A 23,351-nucleotide genomic window follows, 5' to 3' on the forward strand; every position below is an offset into this window, starting at 1 on the left:
GTGAATTTGGTCATAAAAAGTACGTTTTAATCAATATTGTGCTTTGCTAAATCTGAAGAGCTTGCTAAATTTCACCTAGTTCTGATGGCCAAATAGCGATGATGAGAGTTGAGTCATTGTGGGGAGATGAAGATGACGGAAATGAATGATTACGACGAAAACACAGAAGATTCTGCTGTAGACGACGAAGAGGCGAAAGCGGCAGAAAGTGGTGCAGAGAGTGAAGAATCGAGCGCCAATGACGCTGATCTTGCTGAAGCGGAAACTTTAACCGTAACTGCGAAGCAGAAACAACGCCAAGCTTTAGAAGATGAAGTGGCTGCGTTTCTTGCACGTGGTGGGCGCATTACTGAAGTTCCGCCAGGTGAGCATCAAGATTAAGTCTGAATTGACATAAAAAAGCATCACGGTTGTGGTGCTTTTTTATGTTGGTGTGATTCATGTTCACACTCAAGGGGTTGGTGTAACTCTTTTAAAATACCACACTGTTCAATAGTGCGATGTTGAGAGCATTGCTGTTTTAAATGGCTCAGATCCTGTTTGAGATGTTCTAGATTTTTAATCTTCTGGGAAACTTCAGCAAGATATTGGTCAATCAAATGATCGACTTGCATACAGGTCTGGTTTGGATTGGTTGATAAATCTTTGAGTTTTTGAATATCCTGCAAAGTGATGCCAAGTTCCCGACAATGCTTTAAAAATAGCAATTCTGAAAGCATTTGTTCCGAATAATGACGGTAATTACCCGCTGTTCGTTGAGCTTTTTCTAACAACCCAATTTTTTCGTAATACCGAATCGTATCAATAGACACACCTGATTTTTTTGCCAATTGTCCAATGCTAAAACTGATCATGCTTGACTCTGGAGTTACTCTAGGGTTTTAAATCACTATAAAAGATTCAGTGAGAAAAGTCATGGCAGGATGTGGTTGCAACACAACATGTTCACCAACACAAAAGATTAGTCCAAAGTTTAGAAAGGCGTTGTGGATTGCTTTGATCCTCAACGCAACGATGTTCTTTGTCGAAATTATTGGTGGATCGCATGCACGTTCAGTATCACTCTGGGCAGATGCATTAGACTTTGCAGGTGATGCAGCAAACTATGCCATCTCTTTGGCTGTATTGTCCATGACTCTGTACTGGCGAGCGACCGCAGCCTTAGTCAAAGGAGTCACCATGGCTGCCTTTGGTATTTTTGTGATTATGAAAGTGATTTGGTCATGGTGGCTAGGTGTAACACCTGAGCCAATGCTGATGGGCGCAATTGGTGTATTGGCATTGGCTGTCAATGTCGTCTCGGCATTGATGCTCTATGCATTCCGCGATGGGGATGCCAACATGCGTTCAGTATGGTTATGTAGTCGTAATGATGCGATTGCCAATATCGCGATCATTATCGCAGCGATCGGTGTATTTGGAACAGGTACGATGTTCCCTGATCTGTTTGTGGCCTTCATTATTGCGTATTTAGGCGTTACTTCTGGTTTGAGTGTGATTAAGCAGGCAAGGGCAGAGAGAAAAATGGATCAAGCAAATCTCATGACTAAGGCTTAAAACAGCGTGTTGCGATTTCATATTTAAATGATAAAGGGGAGATTTTTGTAATCTCCCCTTTATGTTTTATTGATCGTGTTGAGTGAGTTCCAAAGCCCGCTGATAAGCGATTTTCTTTTTTATTCCCGTCAAATCAGCAGCCAATTGTGATGCTGCTTTTACCGATAAATCCTGTAATAGGCGTTTTAACAACGTATCCAGTTTATCTTGTTCCATGTCTTTTTCGGCAGAAGCACCGCCGACTACCACCACGATCTCACCTTTTTCTTGGTTGTGATCATTTTCAATCAATGTGACCAATTCTTTTAAGGTCATTTTCTTGATGGTCTCAAAGGTTTTGGTAATTTCACGGGCAAAACCGACAGGACGATCTTCACCAAAAACCTGTGCCATATCTTTGATACAGGCCAGAATACGATGCGGTGCTTCATAAAAAATCAGGGTTTGAGTTTCATCTTTTAGTTTTTCAAGCTGGCTGATACGTTGCGATGCTTTTGAGGGCAAAAAGCCTTCAAAACTAAAACGATCACTTGGTAAGCCAACCGCACTCAAGGCTGCAATTGCAGCACAAGCACCAGGAACTGGAATCACACGAATGCCACGTTCTTGTGCTGCGCGAACCAATTTAAAGCCAGGGTCACTAATCAGCGGCGTACCTGCATCACTAATGAGGGCAATATTCTCACCATTGAGCATTTTTTGCAGAAGTTGATCAATTTTGTTACTTTCGTTGTGATCATGACACGCTGTAAGTGGAGTTGAGATATTATAGTGCTTGAATAATTGAGCAGATTGACGAGTGTCTTCTGCGGCAACCACCGATACGGATTTTAAAATATCAATTGCACGAAAGGTCATGTCATCTAAGTGCCCAATCGGGGTTGCTACAACAAATAATTGAGCACTCATAAAAGGTAACTCCCTAATGTATTACAAAAAATATTGGCTGCTATTATGTTTGGCAGCATGTATGAGCCCAGTTTATGCGGACGTACTGGTGATTCTACCCGAATCAGGTACGATGGCGCGAGCGGGTCAGAGCATCAAACGTGGTTTCTTGAGTGCTTATACAGCATCTGGTAGTAAAGAAAAAATCATTTTTGTAGATTCTGCCAAAAACAATATTGAAACGATTTTCAAAAAAAGGGTCAATAGTAAGACTCGACTGATTGTTGGGCCATTGGCACGACCTGAAATTGAAACCGTGATGAAACTGAACCCAGCAATCCCAGTACTTGCATTGAACGATGTCAATAACCAGACCACCAACATCTGGCAATTCAGTTTGGCAAAACAGCACGATGCGCTCGCACTGAATCAACTACTCAAGAAAGACAAAATTAAAAGCTTATTGGTGTTGCGCCAAGCTGGAACTGAGTCGGCGACAGAATTATTTATGATGGCATTGATGTCTGAGTTCGGCTCAGATATCCATGTGGTCAATGAACGGCCTAAAAAACTGGCACGTAGAGAAGGGTTGTTGCTCTTGGGTGATCAACAGTGGTTAGAACAATTAGGTCCATTGCCTGAAAAAAATATCTACGCCACCGCCTTGAGTATTGAACAAGACAAGAGCATTCCGATGGGGCTGAGTTTTTGTGATACACCTGCCTTATATAATGGACAATGGGCAGATTTAATCAGTGCTTATAAAGAACAACCTGAAAATATGGCGTTTCAACGTTTATTGGCCTTTGGTGGTGATGCGTGGAGTATTAGTCAGCAGTTCTTAAGTAGCCCAGATCGTCATTTTTCTTTTGAAGGTCGCACTGGAGCAATTAATGTCAAAGATGGCAAGGTTTATCGTCAACCTTATTGCTATCAACAGCAGAAAAAAGGGATTCAACTGTTAAAATAAGATTGGGGCAGGTATGTCACAACATCGGCAAGATTTAGGGCAATGGGCTGAGCAGGCAGCACTTGCTCTTTTGCAATCGAAGCAATATGAATGTATCGAACGAAATTATCATTCACGTTATGGTGAAATAGATTTAATCGTAAAGCGCGATAAGCAACTGGTTTTTGTCGAGGTTAAAGCTCGATCAATGGGGAGTTATGCAGAGGCCTGTGAAGTGATTTCGCTTGCCCAGCAGCGTAAAATTATTAAGACAGCACAATGCTTTTTACAGAAATCTCCATATTATGATGAGTTTGATTGTCGTTTTGATGTGATTTGTTTTGATTTTCCACAGAAAATTGCAAAAACAGTACAACCAGATTTTTCAAAATTGCAGTATGATCAGCAATGGATTGAACATGCATTTACTTTAGATTGATTGATCGATCTCATGTAAAGCTAAATATTGAAAATTGAACAAATTTGTTTGTAGATAGGGAGTCTTGCCAAGTGTTAAAACGTTTATCGATTACGTTGCTTTGCGCTGCAAGTTTATCGGGATGTGCAAGTTTTATTTCTGGTGGTACAGGCACTTCACCCGTTGGAACGAATAGTGGTGAACGTAGTTTAGGGCAGATTTTTATTGATTCTTCAATCAAACGCACTGCAAATATTAATTTATATAAATTAGACCATCGTTTCAAACAGTCACGTATCAACATTGAAAGTTTCCATAGCAATGTTTTATTGACAGGACAAGTTCCTGATCCATATTTAAAACAACTAGCTGAAGATAATTTGCGTTCAATGTCGGATGTGAAGGCCGTACATAACTACATTACGGTGGGTGATAAAGTGGGCTATAACACCATCATGCAAGATGCTACCGTTACGGCGAATACCCGTGGTTTGCTGATGAAAGCACCGGTTGTGTCTGATAGTAAAGTGCTTGTACATACGGAAAATGGTGTTTTGTATGTGATGGGGCGTTTAAATACTGCTGAATCAAGAGATTTAGATGACGTCTTACAAAAAGTTGGAAATGTGACTAAAATTGTGACGCTCATTGACAATGTGGATCAACCTTCAGGCACTGTAGCAAGTTCAACCGCGGCAGCGCCGATGGTCGGAACAGCAACAACACAGCCTTTAGTTGAAACACCTGTTGCAATTGATCCAGATCAGGCGGACCCTGCGACTATTACCCCAACTAATCCTTAATTTATGAAGCAACTTATCCAACAAGTACAAGAAAATGTAATCAAGGCGAAAACGCTTTATCAGGAGTTTCGCCTTTATGATTTTGCCAGCTATTCGATTAATTACCTGACCCCCAAAGATACCTTTGAGAAGGAAGAGCATCTTGCTTATGGACTAAAAGCAAGACAGCGTCTGGATCTGTATCGAACCAAAAGCCCGAAGAAGCAAAGACCCCTAATTGTATTTGTGCATGGCGGCTCTTGGCAGCACGGTAATAAAAGAGACTATCTATTTGTTGGAGAAAGTTTTGCACGTGAAGGCTATGATGTTGCGGTCATTAATTATCACCTTGCACCTGAGCATATCTTTCCGACCTTTATTGATGATATCGCACAAGCGATTCACTACCTGAGCCAGAATCAAGGCAAATTGAACATTTCTACGGACAATATCATTTTGATGGGGCACTCTGCCGGTGCTTTTAATGTGATGTCAGTGGTGTACTCAGCCTATTCACAAAATTTTAAGTACAAAGATAAAATTCGTGCGATTGTTGGGATGGCGGGTCCTTATCATTTTGACTACAAAGGTGATCCATTAGCTGAGCATGCCTTTGATCAGAAAGTGTCATATCAGCAAGTGATGCCTTATTACTTTATCGAACCGAATCAGATTAAGCATTATTTATTGATGGCTGAACAAGATCAGTTGGTGGGTAAGGAAAATAGTTTTGATCTAGATAAGGCGTTAAGAGAAAAGGGTAACCATAGTCATATCGCCGTGATTCCAAAGACAGGGCATATTACCATTGTTGCGACACTGGCAAGTTTAATGAGCCATTATTTCAAGACTAAACGTACAATCTTACATTTCTTGGATGAAGCCTTAGACCCTTAATCAATAAAAAAGCATCGTTTAAGATGCTTTTTTATTGTCGATCATTTGCATGATCATGCTATGGGCAATACTGCCTTTAAATGGAATTTCGGGAAGTTGGTCAAACTTAAAGAATTGTGCATCACTAATTTCTTCCAGCTGTAACTGAATATCCCCAGATTCATATTCGGCATGAAAGGCAATCATTAGATTACTTGGAAAGGGCCACGGTTGACTCGACATATAACGAATATTTTTGAGTTTCAGTCCGACTTCTTCAAACGCTTCACGTTGTACAGCTTCTTCTAAAGTTTCACCGACTTCAACAAAACCAGCAATTAACCCGTACATATTACTTTTATTGTGTGCGGATTTAGCCAACAGGACTTCATCCTGACCTTTAGTGATAATGGTAATAATGCATGGCTGTACACGTGGATATTGATGATAAGCACAGGCAGGACACACCATGGCATATTCTTTAGGGTGAATTTCAGTGACATGGCCACAATGGCTGCAAAACTTATGGTTACGACGCCATTCGAGCAACTGCACTGCACGACTGGCCTGTAGGAAGTCACTGCTGGACCAAGATTGAATCAATTCCCGAATAGGAATCAGTTGATAGCCTTCGGGAATAGCTTCATTTTCCAGTAGATCACGTGCAATGACGTGATCATTATGATGGATGGGGAGGTCACTTGCTAATTTCTCAACTTGAGGAAGTTGGAAGTTTTGGTCGACTAACAGTTTTTGGTGTTGAAAAATATATGCAAGTGATCGTTGAGTCATTATGCGGCTATCGTTTGTAATTGTTGACTGTTAGATAATGCCACATCAAACATAGATTGCAACACAGGTTGCTTATTCTTCAAGTTGTCCACCAATAAATCTAAACCAGCCACAACATTTAAGATGCAATTAATTTGTTCGGCATCGAAGGCTTGATTTTGAGCCAAGCGGTACTGAGCAAAATGAACCGCACCCAATAAAGCAGTTTGTTGTGCTGAACTTCCCAAAAATAGAGCTGCGCCAGAGAGTTCTTTGAGATACTCTGGCAGAGCTTCCAAACTATGTGCAGTTGGGTCTTGGATATATAAACTCAAGGTCTGAGTTAAGGTATCAATCAGGGTTTTGGTTTCAGTCAATAATACTTTATGCGCTTCATCTAAGCGATCAAGCGAGATCTGCATATTATTGACACGTAATTGTAAACGGCTTGAGGTGTAATTACGTTCCAGAATACCAATCGAATTCATTGAAGCTAGAATGCTGTTCATCAAATGTTGCACTGAAGTCGCATCGGTTAAGGTATTTGGCTGACTGAGTTTTTCCGCTTGCTGAGTGAGTTCTCTTGCCGCCTCATTTAAATTCAGCACTTTGAATACATTTGAGAGCTGGCTTAACTTTTGTTGCAACTCTTGGGTTTTTTCAGTCGACATATTCTGATGGTTGTACTCAATCTCATTACGGATTTGAGCCATTTCATTGGTCATCAATTGACTGATGGTGTGTACTGTTTCATAGTCAGGGCCGTATAAATGACGGCTTAACACCTGTAGCTGTGTATCACTGAGTAACTCATCGCCAATATTGAGTTGTTCACGAATATGGTGTGACACATCATCTTCTTGGCTAATGCAGATACATAGAATGTCTGCAAGATCAGCAATACTATTTTTAAAGCTTGCAGGTTGCAGCAAAAATTTACCAATATTGGTTTCAATTTGAATCAGCGTGCGAAGACGTGCTTCTGTAATGGAGAGCTCATTGATATGGCTCAGCCCCACATTCACCAGTTGCCAGTATTGCTGACTTGGTTGGCCTGTTGCTAAACCTGCCAAATAAACACCGACCAATTTGATCCCTTGTAGATCAAGCGCAGTCTCTGATTGCTGAATCAGTTTATTTAAACAGAGCTTATACAACTGATGAATATATTGTGATTGTTCCAAACTCGGCGCTTGAGGCAAATTAAAACTTGGTGTAATGAACTCAAGCAAAGGTTGTACAGTTTGACCTTCTTTGGTGAGTGGTTTGCCCAATGCTTTCTCTAAACGATTGAGAGTATCGAGTAAGAATTGTGGAACTTTGACTTCACGTAAGCAAATGAATTCAATATAACGCTTCAGCATGGTGGTGCCTTCACTGAGGGCAATCACATCACTGGTTTGAATCTGCTGGGGTTGTGCCATAATTTTACGCATCAACTCAGCAGAGTATTGGGTAATTTGCGATAAATGTGGCATATCAATTAATGCCAGCACTTGTGTACATTGTTCAAACTGGTTCAATGCATCATCAATTCCGAATGGTAATGCTTGTTCTTCGGCAAGGGTATTGACCGCTGTTTCTACCAATTTAATCGAATTGTCGATTTCATTTTTTATTATTAATAATGCCGTTGGGTCGAAATGAATCGAGGTTTGGTAAGACATATGACCTACACCTTTCCTAAGTTGTTATATCCATGGACCTCCTTTTTTAGGAGGTCTAAATCTTTAAGGCTTAATATAACTTAACTTTAGAGCCTTGAAATACAAAAACTTACACTGAGCAGAAAATTTATTTTGCGAAAAGGCAAGGCTCTCCATGTTTTTGTTCAAATTGTTTGACCCAGGTCTCATGTTCATTTAATTCATGTTCTGATGGCTCGATCACAGGGAGGTCGATTTCTACCCGCTGACGAGTGGTTTTACCTTGGTTTTGCTCTGTTTGTGAAAGGGCATCCATATCAAATGAAACTTGCCCGCCCGTCATGGCAAGATAAACATCAGCCAAAATTTCAGCATCGAGTAACGCACCATGGAAAGTACGGTCTCGCGCTGGAATTTCGTAACGACGGACCAAGGCATCCAAAGAGTTCTTTTGTCCAGGGTGCTTATTTTTGGCCATTGCCAAGGTATCTGTGACTTCACAAACCTCTGAAAGTGGAGGTAATCCAGTGCGTTTGAACTCCATATCTAAGAAGTTCATATCGAAGGTGGCGTTATGCGCGATAATTTCAGCGCCTTTCAGGAAGTCAAACAGAACATCGGAAATTTCGGCATATTTCGGCTTGTCTTTTAAAAAGTCATCGCTGATACCATGGATATTTTCAGAGTCGCCGACCGCTTTTTCAGGATTAATATAGATATGGATCGAGCTACCTGTAAGCTTACGATTAATCATTTCAATCGCACCCACTTCAATAATACGGTCACCGTCTTGATAGTAAAAACCAGTGGTTTCAGTATCGAGAATCAGTTGACGCGGACCCTGCACATCTAGTTTTGCTTTGGTGATCACAATGTGGGGATGCTGATTTTCTGTCGTTGTTAGGGCTAGATTGGTTGTTTCACTGTCGTCAGTGGTATCTTCACTTTCTGCTTCTATTTCAAGGTCTGTATCTTCAATCATCTCATCTGCCTCAGCATCTAAATCTAAACCAAAGGGGTCATTTAAAAGCCAGTCAGCTTCAGGCTTTTTTATATCAGCGTTAGCCTGTGTTGCAGATTTAAGTTGTTGGGCGGTTTGTTCAGCACCTAAGTTGGCCAATTGGTCTGCCATTTCATTACCAGCATGCCCAGCATGACCTTTAATCCAGTTCCATTCAATATTACGGTTGGCACAGACGGCATCAAGTTTTTGCCATAAATCTGGATTTTTAACATCCTTCCAGTTTTTCTTTTTCCAACCGTGAATCCATTCGGTGATGCCTTGTTTGACATAATTGGAATCAGTCCAGATGATTAAATGTGCATCAACAGGGCAGAATGAAACGCCTTCGATTGCGGCTTGAAGCTCCATACGATTGTTGGTTGTCTCGGGTTCACCACCAAACAGTTTATGCTCACCTTGTTCGGTAATGACATAAGCACCCCAACCCCCAAGACCTGGGTTACCTTTGCATGCGCCATCAACGTAAAGTGTGATTGTTTGTGACATATCTGAACCTGAACAATAAGCAGAATAAAAATTTGAGTATGTGCAATCTAAACAAGAAATGCACAAGATTTAAGTCAATCTAGATTGAGCTTCAAAGAATCGAGAATTTTAGCATTTTTGAGCGATGTCTTGTATTGTAAAGCTAAATTCCGATTCTGAACGTTACAAAACTCATCTTTTTTAATTTCTTGTAACATTTCCATGCAAATCACGTTAAATTATTGCCTTGTCTAAGTGACATGCTTTACTACAATGGCTAGGGTCTGTTGGCGTTTCACAGATGACAGAAGAATTTTGCCTTGCGCTGTGATCAAAACGGTGCTTTGCTCTTGCTCAGGTTATGGCTAAAACTTCCCCAAACTTCGTTATGAGAACTGACAAGGGGGCGGCCATTGTCTTTGTCCTATGCTTTGTTTGAGTCGTTTTTAATCGATAACGCAATGCATGCTTGAAACATGAATAGACCCTACTTAAGAAATAAACTAGCGTGAGTTGACTGGAAGTTTTTATGTATAAATCGAGCACATTGGTGTCGCAAACATCTGCAACATCATTATTCAAAATCACTGTACTCACTTCTGCTCTCGTTGCGCTGGGAATCACTACAGGGTGTTCTTCAACCCCTCAATCAACTAAAGCGTCAACGTCTAAGCAGGCGGGTTCAGGTTATCTCGATGCAAGCAGTTTAGATTCGCTTGAAGATTTGTTGTCAGCAACAGATATGCGTGCTGTGGAAGGTGATCGTCTATTGGTTCTGAAACACGGTGATGTGTGGAAGCGAATGACAGTTGGATTCAAGATGGACTTGAACCATTGGGATTCACGAATTGAAGCACAACGTAGTTGGTTTATTTCTCGTCAACCGTATTTAGATCGTTTAAGCGCGCGTGCCAGCCGTTATTTATATCACACAGTAAAAGAAGCTGAACGCCGTGGTATGCCAACAGAACTGGCATTACTGCCAATTATTGAAAGTTCCTATGATCCGGCTGCGACCAGTAGTGCTGCAGCGGCGGGTTTATGGCAGTTTATTCCAAGTACGGGCCGAATTTATGGCTTACAACAAACCAGCCTGTATGATGGCCGTCGTGACGTTGTTGAATCGACACGTGCAGCATATGAATTCTTTGGTAGCTTATATAATCAGTTTGGTTCGTGGGAGCTTGCACTGGCCGCTTATAATGCGGGACCAGGGCGTATTCAACAGGCGATTAACCGCAACCGCGCTGCAGGTTTACCAACCGATTATTGGTCATTGAAACTCCCGCAAGAAACCATGAACTATGTTCCACGGTTCTTGGCTGTGGCACAAATTATTAAGAATCCAAATGCTTATGGTGTCAGCTTGCCACCGATTGCTAACCGTCCTCACTTCCGTGAAGTCAGTTTGGCAGCACCTCTTGAATTGAATCAGATTGCTTCAATCACAGGTTTAAGTCGTGCGGAGCTTTATGCATTGAACCCAGGTTATCGAGGCGAAATGGTTGATCCAATGAGCCCAATGCGGATCTTAATTCCAGCCGATCTCAGTCCTTCGATTGATGCAAAATTACGTTCAGGTAAAACCAGCTCTGGTGGTTTCTGGGCAAGTAATAAAACGCCACCGCCGATGAATACCAATCCGTTGAGTACTTCAACCACGGTTCGTACCACGACAAGTACAGGGCAAAGTAATAGTGCATCGACAGTAACACCGCCGAATTTAACGGCGAGTAATACTTCTCGTCCAACGACATCAATTTCGAATACCAGTAAAGTCAGCACACCGAGAGGCTCGAATGCTCTAGCTTCATTTGCCGCAGCGGCGGATGTGCCGAGTGCACCGCGTATTCCTGTTGCGATTACACCTGCAACCAATGTGAAACCTGTGGTGACTGAACCGCCAATTTCTTTGAAAGAGCGTGAGCAAATTAGTGCTGCAATTAAAGAAGAAGGCAAGAAAGAAACAGTGGCTCAAGTATTAGAGCCACAAGCAACACAAGCTGAACGAGATCAGGTTGTAGCTGAAATCAAAGCGATTGCGCCGAAGGGCACAGAAATTGTCGATCCATTTGACGGCAAGATCAAATTAACGGCGATTCAGACCAGCCAGTCGGTTGCAGATGAGAAAGGTCAAGAAGTCAGTAAGGGTTTTGCGTATCCAAAGAACTTGGTTGAAGACAGTGCAACTGCCAATAGTGAAGATGCCAAACGCAACCAAGGTAAGCCATATATCAAAACCGATACCGATGTGGTCGTGGTTGCACCGAAAGGCAAGCGCAGCACCTATGTGGTACAGCCTGGTGATACTTTAGCGATCATTGCGCAAAAAAATGGTGTGAACTGGCGTGATATTGCACAGTGGAACCAGATTGATCCAAACGGCACCTTATTCGTTGGTGCAAGTTTATATTTATATGATGCCAAACCAGAGGCACCAAAAGCTGCTGAAAAACCAGAGAGTTATGTGGTGCAGTCTGGTGATAGCTTAACTAATTTGGCTTCACGCTTTGATTTAAGCCTGAAACAGTTGGCGGATTATAATAATTTGTCTGTGACTGATGGTTTGTTTGTTGGACAAAAATTAACATTGATTGAACCAAAGAATAATACCCGCACAACTCAGCAGCCAGCGCGTGCGACTGACAGCAAGGCAACAACGACTCAAAAAGTTGCAACCAAATCATATACGGTGAAGCGTGGCGAATATTTAAAACTGATTGCGGATCGTTATGCGTTATCGAATCAGGAACTGGCAGATTTAACCTCAGGTTTAACCGCCAGCAGCAGCTTATTCGTTGGACAAAAAATCAATGTCCCATTGCATGAAGTTTCTTCAACTCAAGATACACCTGAGCCAACGAAGAGTAATGTGAAATACGACAATGTCAGTGCATCGACTAGCTATAAAACTGAAAGTTATACCGTACAGCGTGGCGACACTTTATCGAGTATTGCAACCAAGTCGAAAATTAGCTTGAGCGAGTTGGCTGAGCTGAATAATTTGAAGTCAAATAGCGGTGTGCGTTTGGGGCAAAGCTTAAAGATTCCAGCGGGTTCAACCGTACCTGATCAGTATGTGGTGCAGTCGGGTGATAGCTTGAATGCGATTGCGGCCAAGTATAATCTGCAACTGAGCTATGTTGCCGATCTAAATGGTTTAGAAAGAACCTCGGGTGTACGTGTTGGTCAGCGCTTAAAATTAACCGGTGATGTACCAGCAAAAAATACTGCAAGCAACACAAGCAAATCGAGAGAAGAAACTACACCTGATGTTTATACGGTTAAATCTGGCGATACCTTAGGCAATATTGCCAGCCGTCATAATTTACAGCTGGATTATGTTGCTGGGCTCAATGGTTTAACACGTGGCAGTAATGTTCGTATTGGTCAAAAGCTCAAATTGACTGGCGACCTACCGAAGGCTGAAACAGCAAAAGTGGATGACAGCAAAACAACGACTAAGCCTTCAGCACCAAGTCGTAATACTGAAAGATATGCTGTAAAGGCTGGCGAATCTTTAAATAGTATTGCCAATCGTTTTGGAATGTCGGGACGTGAATTGGCTGACTTAAATAATCTGAAAGCCAATGCTAGTCTGCAACGGGGTCAAAGTATTTCAGTTCCTAAAACAGTGAGTGAATACAAAGTCAAACGTGGTGATACCTTGATTGGCTTAGCAAGCCGTTATGGTTTAGACACTAGTGCATTGGCAGAAATGAATGATTTGACGCCAAGTACCCAATTACGCATCGGTGATGTGATTAAAGTGCCTAACTTGTAATTACAGATGATTCAAACGCTGTTCATAAAAAGGCTTGGTTTCTATATGGGACTAAGCCTTTTTGTTCCTATTTCATTTGCGACGATGCAAACCACGCCATATTTGGCGATGCATGTGCAACCTAAATATGCAAAGCTTAAGGTAATGCCTTATGCCAATGCCCATGCACCTAAAGGCGGTATCCTGAGTCAATCGAGTTTGGGAACATTTGATAATTTAAATAGTATGAATGGCAAGGGCAGTTCGACTGAAGGCGTCAATTATCTGTTTGATAGTTTGATGGATCGTTCGCTGGATGAGCCACGTGTGATGTATCCCTTACTTGCTGAAAAGGTCAGTTATGATCCAGATCATTTGCAATCCGTGATCTTTTACTTGAATCCTCAAGCGCGATTTAATAATGGTCAAGCAGTAACAGCAGAAGATGTGAAATTTACCTTCGATACTTATCAGAGCAAAGCCAATTTAGGCTTTCAAATGTATTTGTCTGATTTGGCCAAAACAGAAGTGTTATCTAAACACCAAGTTAAATTTATTTTTAAGTCTAAAAATAATGTGGAAATGCCCCTGATTGTAGCGAGCCTGCCAATCTATTCAAAATTGGATTGGAGAAATAAGGACTTTAGCCGTGTCACACTTCAACCGATTGTGGGATCAGGGCCTTATATCATCGACAGAATTGATGCAGGACGGAGTATTAGCTATAAGCGCAGTCCTAATTATTGGGGCAAAGATTTACCAGTAAACAAAGGCCGCTACAATTTTGATCGACTCAAATATGTCTATTATCGAAATTTGGATGTAAGTTTTGAAGGATTTAAATCCCGACAATTCAATTTATACGAAGAAAAAAATATTCGGAATTGGGTGACGGCTTATAACTTTCCAGCTGTAAAATCTGGTTGGGTCAAGCAGTATAAGGCACGGCTGGGAACACCGCTCGATATTCAAAGCTTGGTGTTTAATACCCGCCGTGCACCGCTCAATGATATTTATCTACGTCAGGCACTGACCTATGCCTATGATTTTGAATGGCAAAATAAGGCACTTTTCTTTAATCAAAATCGACGCTTACAAAGCTATTTTGACAATACCGATTTAGCTGCTATAGGCCGACCTAGTACCGCTGAATTGAATGTATTAAAGCCCCATTTATCCCAGTTCAATCCTGTGATGCGACAAGGTATTTTGGCTGATTGGCGCTATCCTGTTTCTGATGGCAGTGGATTCAATCGGCAGAATTTATTGACTGCACAACAGATCTTAAAAAATGCGGGCTATCTGATTCGCAAGGGGCAGTTATATGATCGAACAGGTCAGGCCATTCGCATTGAGTTGTTGATGCAACAGGAAAACCCACAGCGTGAATTGATGCCTTTTGTGCGTAATCTGAAGCGTTTAGGGATTCAGGTTCAGCTACGGCAAGTGGATGTGCCGCAATATATGGAGCGGATTCGCCATCAAGATTTTGATATGATGGTATTGAAGTTGCCTCAGACGCTTACTCCGGGTAAAGAACAGGCCCAGTTCTGGGGGAGTGCTGCAGCAGATGAGGCGGGTAATTATAATTATTCAGGGATTAAGCATCCTGCGATTGATCAGATGATCGCGAAAATTGTAGCGGCAAAAACACGCGATGAGGTGGTGTTGTATACGCGTGTGCTTGATCGCTTGTTACGTGCTGGCTATTATCAAATTTTGACTTATGGAAAGCCTGAACGTTGGTTTGCTTATTGGGACATCTATCGGCAACCACAAGTCAAACCTAAGCTTTCAGTCGGTTGGGAATACTGGTGGGTTGATGCTGAGAAAGCCAAAAAACTTGATCAATCTATGCGAAAATCTGAATTAAAATAATTAGGATCTTATTAAATGGTTCACTATATTCTGAAAAGAATGTTATTGATGATCCCGACATTATTTTTCATTTTATTGATTAATTTTTGTATTGTACAAATTGCACCTGGGGGCCCTGTTGAGCAGGCGATTCAGCAAATCCAGAATGCGCAAGGCTTCGGTGTCGGTACGAGTACATCATCCAGTTTGACCACCTTGGCACAATATGAAGGTGCGCGTGGTTTAAGCCCAGAAATGATTGAAACCATCAAAGCACAATATGGCTTTGATCGACCTGCGACTGAACGTTTTTGGTTGATGTTAAAAGGCTATTTAAGCCTAGATTTCGGGACCAGCTTTTTTAAAGATAAACCTGTCACCCAACTGTTATATGAAAAGCTACCTGTCACCCTGTCTTTGGGTCTATGGAGTACCTTCCTGATCTATCTGATCGCAATCCCACTGGGCATTAAAAAGGCTAAAAATAATGGCTTACTGTTTGATCAATCTACGTCCTTATTATTAGCCGTGAGTTATGCCATTCCATCTTTTGTATTTGCCATCGTGTTGATGGTTTTTTTTGCTGGTGGCAGTTATTTACAATGGTTTCCCTTGCAGGGACTGGTTTCAGAGGACTTTGCTCAATTCAGTTTATGGGCAAAAATACAAGATTATTTGTGGCATATGTGTTTGCCGATCCTGAGTATGGTCTTGGGTAGTTTTGCCGCATTGAGCTATTTGACGAAATATTCTTTTGTTGAAGAACTGAAAAAGCCCTATGTGCTGACGGCAAGATCAAAAGGTCTTAATGACAATCAGGTGCTTTATGGACATGTCTTTCGCAATGCGATTTTGGTGGTGGTGGCAGCCTTACCAGAAGCATTAGTAGGTATTTTATTTGTCGGTAATCTATTTATCGAAATCATTTTTAATTTAGATGGGATTGGGTTATTAGGTTTTGAAGCGATTACTCAGCGCGATTATCCTGTTATTTTCGGGACTTTATTCTTATTTACCTTATTTGGGATGCTATTGCGTTTAATCGGTGATGTGCTGTATCACTTGATTGATCCGCGCATTGATTTTGCATCAAGAGGTGGAAAGTGATGTCTCCTTTGATGCGCGCGCGTTTTGAGCGATTTAGGCAAAATAAATTGGGCTTTTGTTGTCTGATTTTGTTTTTATCGATCTTTGTATTGTCCTTATTTGCTGAACTGATTGCCAATGACAAGCCGTTGTTGGTTCGTTACCAGCAGTCGTTTTATTTCCCGATCTTGAAAGATTATCCCGAAACCACCTTTGGTGGCGTCTTTGAAACAACAACCGATTATCAAGATCCTGCGGTAAAACAGCTGATTCAAAAACAGGGCTGGATGATTGCTGCACCGATTCCTTTTGCTTATCAGACACCCAATTTATCTTTGGCAGTGCCTGTTCCCTCAGCGCCAAGCGCCCAAAATTGGCTGGGAACGGATGATCAAGGGCGTGATGTGTTTGCTCGAATCCTTTATGGTCTGCGTGTTTCTCTTTTATTTGGTTTTGCTTTGACGCTGTGTTCTGCCGTGATTGGCGTTATTGTTGGCGCAATACAGGGCTATTATGGTGGCTGGATTGATTTAATCGGGCAACGAATTTTGGAGGTCTGGGGTGGCTTGCCAATGTTGTTCATTGTCATGATCTTGGTGAGTATGTTTAGCCCCAGTATTTATTGGCTATTTTTGATCATGTTGTTATTTGGTTGGACTCAGTTGGTTGGGCTCGTACGTGCAGAGTTCTTGCGGGCGCGCAATTTTGATTATGTCCGTGCAGCGCATGCGTTGGGTGTAACGGATCATAAAATTATCTTTAAGCATATTTTACCGAATGCAATGAGTTCAAGTTTGTCACAGATTCCGTTTATGTTGACTGCCAATATTATTGCCTTAACTGCATTGGATTTCTTAGGTTATGGTCTACCGCCTGATGCTGCATCATTGGGTGAATTATTATTGCAAGGCAAAAATAACTTAGATGCGCCGTGGTTGGTGCTGTCTGGCTTTTTTACATTGGCGATTGTACTGTCTTTATTGATTTTTATTGGGGAGGCTGCACGTGATGCATTTGACCCAAGACGATAAACAGTTTGATCAATCCGCCTTATTAACTGTTCAGCAACTCAATATTTGTAATGAAACAGGGCAGTGCTTGCTTGAGAGTTTGAGTTTTGATTTATATCCAGCGCAAACGATTGCACTGGTTGGAGAAAGTGGTTCAGGTAAAACCATCAGTGTGTTGGCGATTTTGGGTTTATTGCCAGAAAGTTTTATGGTGCAAGGTCAGGTTGAAATTGCAGGGGAAAACTTGCTGGCTTTGAGCCAGAGCCAGTTACAGCAGATTCGTGGTAAACGTATTGGCATGATTTTCCAAGAGCCGATGACGGCTTTAAACCCTTTGCACACAGTAGAAAAAATGTTGGGTGAGAGCCTATTGCAACTTGGTGTTACTCAGGCCGAAATTCGACAGCGTTGCGTGTCGTTGTTGCAGGATGTCGAAATCAACGATGCAATAGATATACTAAAGTGCTATCCACATGAGTTGTCTGGTGGGCAGCGGCAACGGGTCATGTTAGCAATGGCTTTAGCTTTAGAACCAGAAATTCTAATTGCCGATGAGCCAACCACGGCTTTAGATGTGCTGCTGCAAGTACAAATTTTAACGTTATTAAAACGCTTACAGCAGCAACGTAAGATGGCAATTATTTTGATTAGTCATGACCTGAATTTAGTTAAGCATTATGCTGATCATGTGGTGGTGCTTAATCAAGGCCGTGTTGAAGAGCAGGGTACGATTAATGAAATATTTAACTACCCTGAAAAGTCCTATACCCAGAATTTACTCAATCATGATTTTGGACAAGCCTTGGTGATGCAGCCTGCACCTACCTTGCTTGAACTGAACGATGTCACGGTCAAATATCCGATTCGGCAGGGGTTATTCCATCAGGTTAAAGCGTATAAGGTTGCAGCAGCATCTATTCAGTTGAGTCTGTCTCAGGGCGAAGCTTTGGGTATCGTTGGAGAAAGTGGTTCAGGAAAATCGTCATTGGCTTTGGCAATTGCACGGTTGATTCGAAGTGAAGGTCATATTCATTTTCAGGCACATGATTTAAACCAGTTGACCCAGAAACAGTTACGACCGCTTCGACCAGAATTTCAGATCGTGTTTCAGGACCCTTTTAGCAGCCTGAACCCTCGTATGTCGGTCGAGCAGATTATTGTAGAAGGGCTCCATCTTCAATCCATTTCAAAGCAGCAGTGCCAAGCTGAAGTCGATGCTGTTTTGGCAAAAGTTGAATTATCTTTAGCGGATAAACAGAAGTATCCACATCAGCTTTCTGGTGGGCAACGGCAACGTGTCGCACTTGCAAGAGCACTGGTGCTAAAACCAAAATTACTGATTCTAGATGAACCGACCTCCGCCTTGGATCGAAGCACGCAGTTAGCCATCATTCAATTGTTACGTCGTTTACAGCAGCAAGAACACATCAGCTATCTCTTTATTAGTCATGACTTACAAGTCATTAAAGCACTGTGTCAAAAAGTTTTGGTGATGCATCAAGGCAAAGCTTTGGAATATCAAGCCACAGCACTTTTATTTAGCCAGCCTCAGACGGAATATACCCGCCAACTGATTTCTGCGAGTGAATATTAGCATTGTAATTAAATTGACATATGCTATTGTCAGTTCATCGGAAGAATGCTTGACAGTAACAATAATCAGATTAAATTAGAGTAAATACTCTAATTGTAGCAGAGGATGACCATGAGTCAGATTGCAGACAGTATCCAGATTCGCAATACCATATTTAAAAACCGCATTATCAAAGGGGCGATGAGCGAGGCACTTGCCAATGATGCAGGGCAACCCAATGATCTATTGATTGGTCTATACGAAGCATGGGCAAAAGGTGGTTTGGGCTGTGCCATTACTGGAAACGTGATGGTAAATGTGGGCGCCAAGAATGAGCCGGGTGTGGTTGCAATTGAAACCGAACGTGATTTGGAAAAACTCAAGCAATGGGCTGCTGTGGGTAAGAAACATGGCATGGTGCAATTGATTCAATTGTCACATCCTGGTCGTCAATGTCCAAAGGGTTTAAACAAGGAAACGGTCGCACCCTCAGCTGTGCCATTTAGTCCAATGCTTGCGGCAATGTTTGGCACACCACGTGAACTTAAGCACGACGAAATTTTAGATATTATCCAGCGTTTTGCGACAGCAGCTGCAGTCTGTGAAAAAGCGGGTTTTGAAGGTGTGCAATTACATGGTGCACATGGTTATTTGATTAGCCAATTTCTATCACCTTTGACCAATAAACGTACAGATCAATGGGGCGGTTCGATTGAGAATCGTATGCGTTTCTTGATCGATGCTTATCAGGCGATGCGTGATGCAACTTCTGAAAACTTCATTATTTCAGTCAAACTGAACTCGGCAGATTTCCAGCGCGGTGGGATTACAGAAGAAGATGTGATTACCGTGTTTAAAGCCATTGATGCTGCGGGAATTGACATTATTGAAATTTCTGGTGGCACTTACGAAGCTCCAGCCATGGCAGGTGCTAAAGCAGAAAAGCGTAAGGCGAGTACGATCGCGCGTGAAGCTTATTTCTTAGAATTTGCAGAAAAAATTCGTCAACATGTGGCATGTAAATTGATGGTAACGGGTGGCTTCCGTACAGTTGAAGGAATGAATGCTGCATTGCAAAGTGGTGCATGTGATTTTATCGGGATTGCGCGCCCATTGGCGGTTGAAGTTGATTTACCTGAACGTTTAATCGCAGGTCATGATGTTCGTTATGCTGTGAACCAAATCAAAACAGGTATTCCATTTGTCGATAAGATGGCGATTATGGAAATCATCTGGTATGCCGCACAGTTCAAAGCCATTGGACAGGGTAAAAAACCAAATCCGAAATTATCTCCATTGTTGGTATTTTTGAACTATGCCAAAGGGAATATCAAGGCGGTGGTAAAAGGTCGGGTCAATTCGCGGAAGTCTGCATAAGATATATCAGGGCTCTTCGGAGTCCTTTTTATTGTTCTAAGCAAATAAAAAAAGCCACTGTCTTAAGATGCAGTGGCTTTTTCAAATTTGGCGTCCCTACGGGGATTCGAACCCCGGTTACCGCCGTGAAAGGGCGATGTCCTAGGCCTCTAGACGATAGGGACTTCTTGAGGTGGGTGTATATTAGGGTTCTGTCACCAAACTGTCAAGAAGGTGAGGAGACAGTTTGTTCAAAATATAGCAAAACAGTTCAGCCGTCTTCTGCGTATCGTACAACGCAGAATGGGCTTCTTTGCCATCAAACTCAATACCAGCCTGAATACAGGCACGTGCCAATACCGTTTGTCCAAACATGACCGCACTTAAAGTCACGGTATCAAAGACAGAGAAACTGTGAAACGGGTTTTGATTTTTGGTACCCGAACGTGCAATCGCTGCTTGCAGGAAACCTAAGTCAAAGTGCGCGTTATGACCCACTAAGACAGCATGGGTACAATGCTGGGCTTTACGCACTTCATTCAATGATTTGAAAATACGACGCAAAGCGCTGCGCTCATCTTCTGCCATTGCAACACGCATTGGATTGAATGGATCAATACCAATGAAGTCTAATGAGCGGCGGTCAAGATTCGCACCTTCAAAAGGATTGATATGTGCTTGAAAAGATGGGCCTGGGACAAATTGCCCATTTTCATCATAGACAATTGGGATACAGGCGATTTCAAGTAGTGCATCGGTTTGAGAATTAAAGCCTGCTGTTTCCACATCGACAACAACAGGTAAAAATCCACGAAAACGCTGACCAATGACAGGCGCTTTGTTTTCTTCTTGGGTCACACTTTTCTCCATTGCAGGGTTTTACCAGCATGAAGTGGAATAATTTTCTGATCTTCAAGATAATCAAAAGATTCAGCGACGGTAATGTCTTCTTTCACTAAGGTAATGGTTGAGGTATTGCGTGGTAGGCCATAGAAATCAGCACCAAACATACTCGCAAAGCCTTCTAGGCGTTCTAACTTACCAACCTGATCAAAGGCCTGTGCATACAGTTCAATCGCATTTGGTGCGCTGTAGCAACCTGCACAACCACAGGCATTCTCTTTGGCATTTTGTGCATGTGGTGCACTGTCAGTACCCAAGAAAAATTTAGGATTACCACTGGTCGCGACTTCTAATAAAGTCGTTTGATGAGTCTGACGTTTTAAAATCGGTAAGCAATAGAAATGTGGTTTGACACCACCGACTAACATATCATTCCGGTTGAATAATAAATGTTGTGGGGTAATGGTTGCTGCAACATTACGATCTTGTTCCAACACAAAATTCGCCGCATCACTTGTTGTAATGTGTTCTAACACGACTTTTAGTTTTGGGAACTGTTTCAATAACGGCGACAGCACTTCATCTAAGAATTTTTTTTCACGATCAAAAATGTCGACGTGATTATGCGTCACTTCTCCATGTAGTAACAATGGAACCTGATGTTCTTCCAGTTGTTCAATCACGGCATACACTTTGCGAATATCACTAACACCATTGTCTGAGTTAGTGGTCGCACCCGCTGGATAAAGTTTGATGGCATTGACGAATTCAGACTCTTTAATTTTACGAACTTCATCTGGAGACGTATGATCGGTAAAATAAAGCACCATGCGTGGGTCAAAGTTCAAGCCTTCAGGCACATGGGCAAGGATACGCTCGCGATAGGCTAAAGCTTCTTCTACCGTTTTAACAGGTGGAACAAGATTGGGCATACAAATTGCGCGTGCAAATTGCTTGGCTAAATCAGGGACAGTACGTTTTAAAGCTAAACCATCACGCAGGTGTGCGTGCCAATCATCGGGTTGCAAAAGTGTAAGAGTATTCAAGGTCTACTTCAAACTTAAAAATAATACAAATAATAATGCATAAAGTGTGAAAATGGTAACTACAATTACGGATAAGTGGTTAAGCAAAGCACATGACAAAATGAGAAATTATGTTATTTTTTATGCGGCACAATAATAGTGCAGTATAAAAAGAGTAGATGGGATGGACAACAGCTATGATCTTGATCAATTAAGGAGGTCAAAAGAAGACCTAGAGCAGCTTGTTGCCCAACATTCTAAATCTAAAAAGACCCATCAGACTTTACCGCAAAAATTAGAAAATGAATTCTGGAGATTTAATGTTGATCGAACTCGTCTCAATGCGATTCAGTTTTTCGGTCAGGGTGTCATTACCTATACCATATTTGTACTGTTGATCTTGCCCTCTAATTTTCTCGTCATTCGTGGAAGTGCATATTTTGTTCTCGATTTTATCTATAGTATTCTCAGTCTGATTGTTGTTGGTATCGCGCTGTTCTTGTTCTGGGCTTTTTCTCGGTTTAAACAACTCAATACATTGTTTTATCCTGCTGCTTGTCTGATCGTGTTCCTGACCATTGTATTAACCTCAGTCTTGATGATGAGTGTTTCAAATCTGGTACTGCAAAATCAAGCCATGGTGCTCATTGCATTCCTGTATATGTTGGGATTTATTCTCAGTGGTATTCGTCCTGTACATATGTTGTGGATTGGTTCGCTTGCTGCAATCACGATCTTGTTTGTTTCGTATTGGTTGGATAACTCAAGTGATTTTCTCATGGTTGGGCGGACATTGATTGGAAGCTTACTGCTTGGTTTTTCGATCAGTGTTATGCTGACTTCCAAAGAAAGAAAAATATTTATAAAGTCCAAAATTTCAGAAATTGATGAGCAGATTTTACGTATCCAAGCCTCTGAGTTATTGCACTTGAGTCAGCATGATGAACTGACTGATGTGTCAAATCGGCGTACATTTGAAGAGATGTGCACTTATTATTATGAGTTAGCTTGTAAAGATCGGAAATCGCTGTCGGTACTGTTTATCGATATTGATTATTTTAAAAACTACAATGATTTTTATGGGCATCAAATGGGGGATCAAGTGATCTCATCCATTGCAAAAACCATTAAAAGCTCGATTCGGCATATGGATTTTATTGCACGTTATGGTGGGGAGGAGTTTGTGGTGTTATTACCTGAAACCTCTGCACAAGGCGCATATGCAGTCGCAACCAATATTTACCGTGCCATTGATCGTTTAATGATCCCGCATGATAAATCTCTAGTATCTAACCATGTCACCATTAGTTTGGGGATCACAGTCTTTAATGGTAATCCTAAAATTAGCCAAGAGATGTTGATACACACTGCGGATAAGGCGCTATATCGGGCCAAGCAACTTGGACGTAATCAAATTTATTATCAGCCTTTACCCAATATAGAGCAGCATATTTGAAATTAA

At 41.7% G+C, this 23,351-nt stretch carries 20 protein-coding genes and 1 tRNA gene; 13 read left to right on the forward strand and 8 right to left on the reverse strand.

All coding sequences use genetic code 11. The annotated features are described in order from the left end of the window. Positions 1-132 precede the first annotated feature (132 nt). Positions 133-381 (forward strand): hypothetical protein, encoded by a 249-nt coding sequence (locus tag V6E90_RS16820; RefSeq protein ID WP_005202358.1) that lies wholly within the window; start codon positions 133-135, stop codon positions 379-381. A 23-nt stretch (positions 382-404) separates the two neighbouring features. On the opposite strand, the gene V6E90_RS16825 is transcribed toward V6E90_RS16820, so the two are convergent. Next, positions 405-854 carry a MerR family transcriptional regulator gene (locus V6E90_RS16825; RefSeq protein ID WP_016540454.1) on the reverse strand — a complete coding sequence of 150 codons (450 nt, stop codon included), beginning with the start codon at positions 852-854 and terminating at the stop codon, positions 405-407. A 61-nt stretch (positions 855-915) separates the two neighbouring features. Between V6E90_RS16825 and V6E90_RS16830 the strand changes: the two genes are divergently transcribed. Further along, positions 916-1,557: a cation transporter gene (locus V6E90_RS16830; protein ID WP_016540455.1), complete on the forward strand. Its 642-nt coding sequence runs from the start codon at positions 916-918 to the stop codon at positions 1,555-1,557. A gap of 66 nt (positions 1,558-1,623) precedes the next feature. Here V6E90_RS16830 and rsmI read toward each other — a convergent pair whose 3' ends face one another. Further along, positions 1,624-2,466 carry a 16S rRNA (cytidine(1402)-2'-O)-methyltransferase gene (gene rsmI / locus V6E90_RS16835; protein ID WP_262756795.1) on the reverse strand — a complete coding sequence of 281 codons (843 nt, stop codon included), beginning with the start codon at positions 2,464-2,466 and terminating at the stop codon, positions 1,624-1,626. A 16-nt stretch (positions 2,467-2,482) separates the two neighbouring features. Here rsmI and V6E90_RS16840 point away from each other — a divergent pair, with 16 nt between their 5' ends. The 4 genes from V6E90_RS16840 (at position 2,483) to V6E90_RS16855 (ending at position 5,491) form a co-directional block, all read left to right on the forward strand. Then, positions 2,483-3,415 (forward strand): penicillin-binding protein activator, encoded by a 933-nt coding sequence (locus V6E90_RS16840; protein WP_262756798.1) that lies wholly within the window; start codon positions 2,483-2,485, stop codon positions 3,413-3,415. A 13-nt stretch (positions 3,416-3,428) separates the two neighbouring features. After that, on the forward strand, positions 3,429-3,833 hold the full coding sequence (locus V6E90_RS16845) for a YraN family protein (RefSeq protein ID WP_016540458.1): 405 nt from the start codon (positions 3,429-3,431) through the stop codon (positions 3,831-3,833). 71 nt (positions 3,834-3,904) lie between these two features. Next, positions 3,905-4,615 carry a BON domain-containing protein gene (locus tag V6E90_RS16850; RefSeq protein WP_016540459.1) on the forward strand — a complete coding sequence of 237 codons (711 nt, stop codon included), beginning with the start codon at positions 3,905-3,907 and terminating at the stop codon, positions 4,613-4,615. Positions 4,616-4,618: 3 nt separating this feature from the next. Next, the gene (locus V6E90_RS16855) at positions 4,619-5,491 is read left to right on the forward strand and encodes an alpha/beta hydrolase (RefSeq protein ID WP_332605999.1); all 873 of its coding nucleotides are present in this window, start codon (positions 4,619-4,621) and stop codon (positions 5,489-5,491) included. Positions 5,492-5,509: 18 nt separating this feature from the next. Here the strand turns inward: V6E90_RS16855 and nudC are convergent, their stop codons facing one another. From nudC to dnaQ, 3 genes are all read right to left on the reverse strand, one after another. After that, a complete protein-coding gene (gene nudC / locus V6E90_RS16860) occupies positions 5,510-6,262 on the reverse strand; it encodes an NAD(+) diphosphatase (RefSeq protein WP_016540463.1) in 753 nt (250 codons plus the stop codon). Next, a complete protein-coding gene (locus tag V6E90_RS16865; protein WP_332606000.1) occupies positions 6,262-7,908 on the reverse strand; it encodes a chemotaxis protein in 1,647 nt (548 codons plus the stop codon). The genes nudC and V6E90_RS16865 overlap by 1 nt, the downstream gene beginning before the upstream one ends. Before the next feature lie 127 nt (positions 7,909-8,035). Next, the gene (gene dnaQ / locus V6E90_RS16870; RefSeq protein ID WP_332606001.1) at positions 8,036-9,397 is read right to left on the reverse strand and encodes a DNA polymerase III subunit epsilon; all 1,362 of its coding nucleotides are present in this window, start codon (positions 9,395-9,397) and stop codon (positions 8,036-8,038) included. 508 nt (positions 9,398-9,905) lie between these two features. Between dnaQ and V6E90_RS16875 the strand changes: the two genes are divergently transcribed. From V6E90_RS16875 to V6E90_RS16900, 6 genes are all read left to right on the forward strand, one after another. Next, positions 9,906-13,160, forward strand: coding sequence for a LysM peptidoglycan-binding domain-containing protein (locus V6E90_RS16875; protein WP_065343044.1), 3,255 nt, complete (start codon positions 9,906-9,908; stop codon positions 13,158-13,160). Positions 13,161-13,166: 6 nt separating this feature from the next. Further along, a complete protein-coding gene (locus V6E90_RS16880; RefSeq protein WP_332606002.1) occupies positions 13,167-15,017 on the forward strand; it encodes an extracellular solute-binding protein in 1,851 nt (616 codons plus the stop codon). A 15-nt stretch (positions 15,018-15,032) separates the two neighbouring features. Continuing rightward, entirely contained in the window at positions 15,033-16,103 is a 1,071-nt protein-coding gene (gene yejB, locus V6E90_RS16885; protein ID WP_332606003.1) for a microcin C ABC transporter permease YejB, read from the forward strand. Further along, on the forward strand, positions 16,103-17,113 hold the full coding sequence (locus V6E90_RS16890; protein WP_332606004.1) for an ABC transporter permease: 1,011 nt from the start codon (positions 16,103-16,105) through the stop codon (positions 17,111-17,113). Before yejB ends, V6E90_RS16890 begins: the two co-directional genes overlap by 1 nt. Continuing rightward, positions 17,091-18,686 carry an ABC transporter ATP-binding protein gene (locus V6E90_RS16895; protein WP_332606108.1) on the forward strand — a complete coding sequence of 532 codons (1,596 nt, stop codon included), beginning with the start codon at positions 17,091-17,093 and terminating at the stop codon, positions 18,684-18,686. The genes V6E90_RS16890 and V6E90_RS16895 overlap by 23 nt, the downstream gene beginning before the upstream one ends. 111 nt (positions 18,687-18,797) lie before the next feature. Further along, positions 18,798-20,042, forward strand: a complete 1,245-nt coding sequence (locus V6E90_RS16900; RefSeq protein ID WP_332606005.1) for an NADH:flavin oxidoreductase/NADH oxidase family protein — start codon at positions 18,798-18,800, stop codon at positions 20,040-20,042. Between the two features lie 88 nt (positions 20,043-20,130). Here the strand turns inward: V6E90_RS16900 and V6E90_RS16905 are convergent. The 3 genes from V6E90_RS16905 to pyrC form a co-directional block, all read right to left on the reverse strand. Continuing rightward, a tRNA-Glu gene (locus tag V6E90_RS16905) sits at positions 20,131-20,206 on the reverse strand. A 19-nt stretch (positions 20,207-20,225) separates the two neighbouring features. After that, the gene (rnt, locus tag V6E90_RS16910; RefSeq protein WP_016540473.1) at positions 20,226-20,891 is read right to left on the reverse strand and encodes a ribonuclease T; all 666 of its coding nucleotides are present in this window, start codon (positions 20,889-20,891) and stop codon (positions 20,226-20,228) included. Continuing rightward, on the reverse strand, positions 20,876-21,910 hold the full coding sequence (gene pyrC, locus V6E90_RS16915) for a dihydroorotase (protein ID WP_016660390.1): 1,035 nt from the start codon (positions 21,908-21,910) through the stop codon (positions 20,876-20,878). Before pyrC ends, rnt begins: the two co-directional genes overlap by 16 nt. A 163-nt stretch (positions 21,911-22,073) precedes the next feature. On the opposite strand from pyrC, the gene V6E90_RS16920 reads away from it, so the two are divergent. Further along, a complete protein-coding gene (locus V6E90_RS16920) occupies positions 22,074-23,345 on the forward strand; it encodes a diguanylate cyclase (RefSeq protein ID WP_262756811.1) in 1,272 nt (423 codons plus the stop codon). Positions 23,346-23,351 lie beyond the last annotated feature (6 nt).

It is taken from the genome of Acinetobacter sp. ESBL14 (assembly GCF_036668815.1).
Lineage (GTDB): Bacteria > Pseudomonadota > Gammaproteobacteria > Pseudomonadales > Moraxellaceae > Acinetobacter > Acinetobacter gyllenbergii.

Coding starts and splice junctions, on each gene's coding strand:
- V6E90_RS16875 (WP_065343044.1), top strand. CDS start 9,906: ATGTATAAATCGAGCACATTGGTGTCGCAAACATCTGCAACATCATTA.
- V6E90_RS16880 (WP_332606002.1), top strand. CDS start 13,167: ATGATTCAAACGCTGTTCATAAAAAGGCTTGGTTTCTATATGGGACTA.
- nudC (WP_016540463.1), bottom strand. CDS start 6,262: ATGACTCAACGATCACTTGCATATATTTTTCAACACCAAAAACTGTTA.
- V6E90_RS16890 (WP_332606004.1), top strand. CDS start 16,103: ATGTCTCCTTTGATGCGCGCGCGTTTTGAGCGATTTAGGCAAAATAAA.
- rnt (WP_016540473.1), bottom strand. CDS start 20,891: ATGGAGAAAAGTGTGACCCAAGAAGAAAACAAAGCGCCTGTCATTGGT.
- V6E90_RS16865 (WP_332606000.1), bottom strand. CDS start 7,908: ATGTCTTACCAAACCTCGATTCATTTCGACCCAACGGCATTATTAATA.
- V6E90_RS16830 (WP_016540455.1), top strand. CDS start 916: ATGGCAGGATGTGGTTGCAACACAACATGTTCACCAACACAAAAGATT.
- rsmI (WP_262756795.1), bottom strand. CDS start 2,466: ATGAGTGCTCAATTATTTGTTGTAGCAACCCCGATTGGGCACTTAGAT.
- V6E90_RS16920 (WP_262756811.1), top strand. CDS start 22,074: ATGGACAACAGCTATGATCTTGATCAATTAAGGAGGTCAAAAGAAGAC.
- dnaQ (WP_332606001.1), bottom strand. CDS start 9,397: ATGTCACAAACAATCACACTTTACGTTGATGGCGCATGCAAAGGTAAC.
- V6E90_RS16900 (WP_332606005.1), top strand. CDS start 18,798: ATGAGTCAGATTGCAGACAGTATCCAGATTCGCAATACCATATTTAAA.
- V6E90_RS16855 (WP_332605999.1), top strand. CDS start 4,619: ATGAAGCAACTTATCCAACAAGTACAAGAAAATGTAATCAAGGCGAAA.
- V6E90_RS16895 (WP_332606108.1), top strand. CDS start 17,091: ATGCATTTGACCCAAGACGATAAACAGTTTGATCAATCCGCCTTATTA.
- V6E90_RS16845 (WP_016540458.1), top strand. CDS start 3,429: ATGTCACAACATCGGCAAGATTTAGGGCAATGGGCTGAGCAGGCAGCA.
- yejB (WP_332606003.1), top strand. CDS start 15,033: ATGGTTCACTATATTCTGAAAAGAATGTTATTGATGATCCCGACATTA.
- V6E90_RS16820 (WP_005202358.1), top strand. CDS start 133: ATGACGGAAATGAATGATTACGACGAAAACACAGAAGATTCTGCTGTA.
- V6E90_RS16825 (WP_016540454.1), bottom strand. CDS start 854: ATGATCAGTTTTAGCATTGGACAATTGGCAAAAAAATCAGGTGTGTCT.
- V6E90_RS16840 (WP_262756798.1), top strand. CDS start 2,483: ATGTATTACAAAAAATATTGGCTGCTATTATGTTTGGCAGCATGTATG.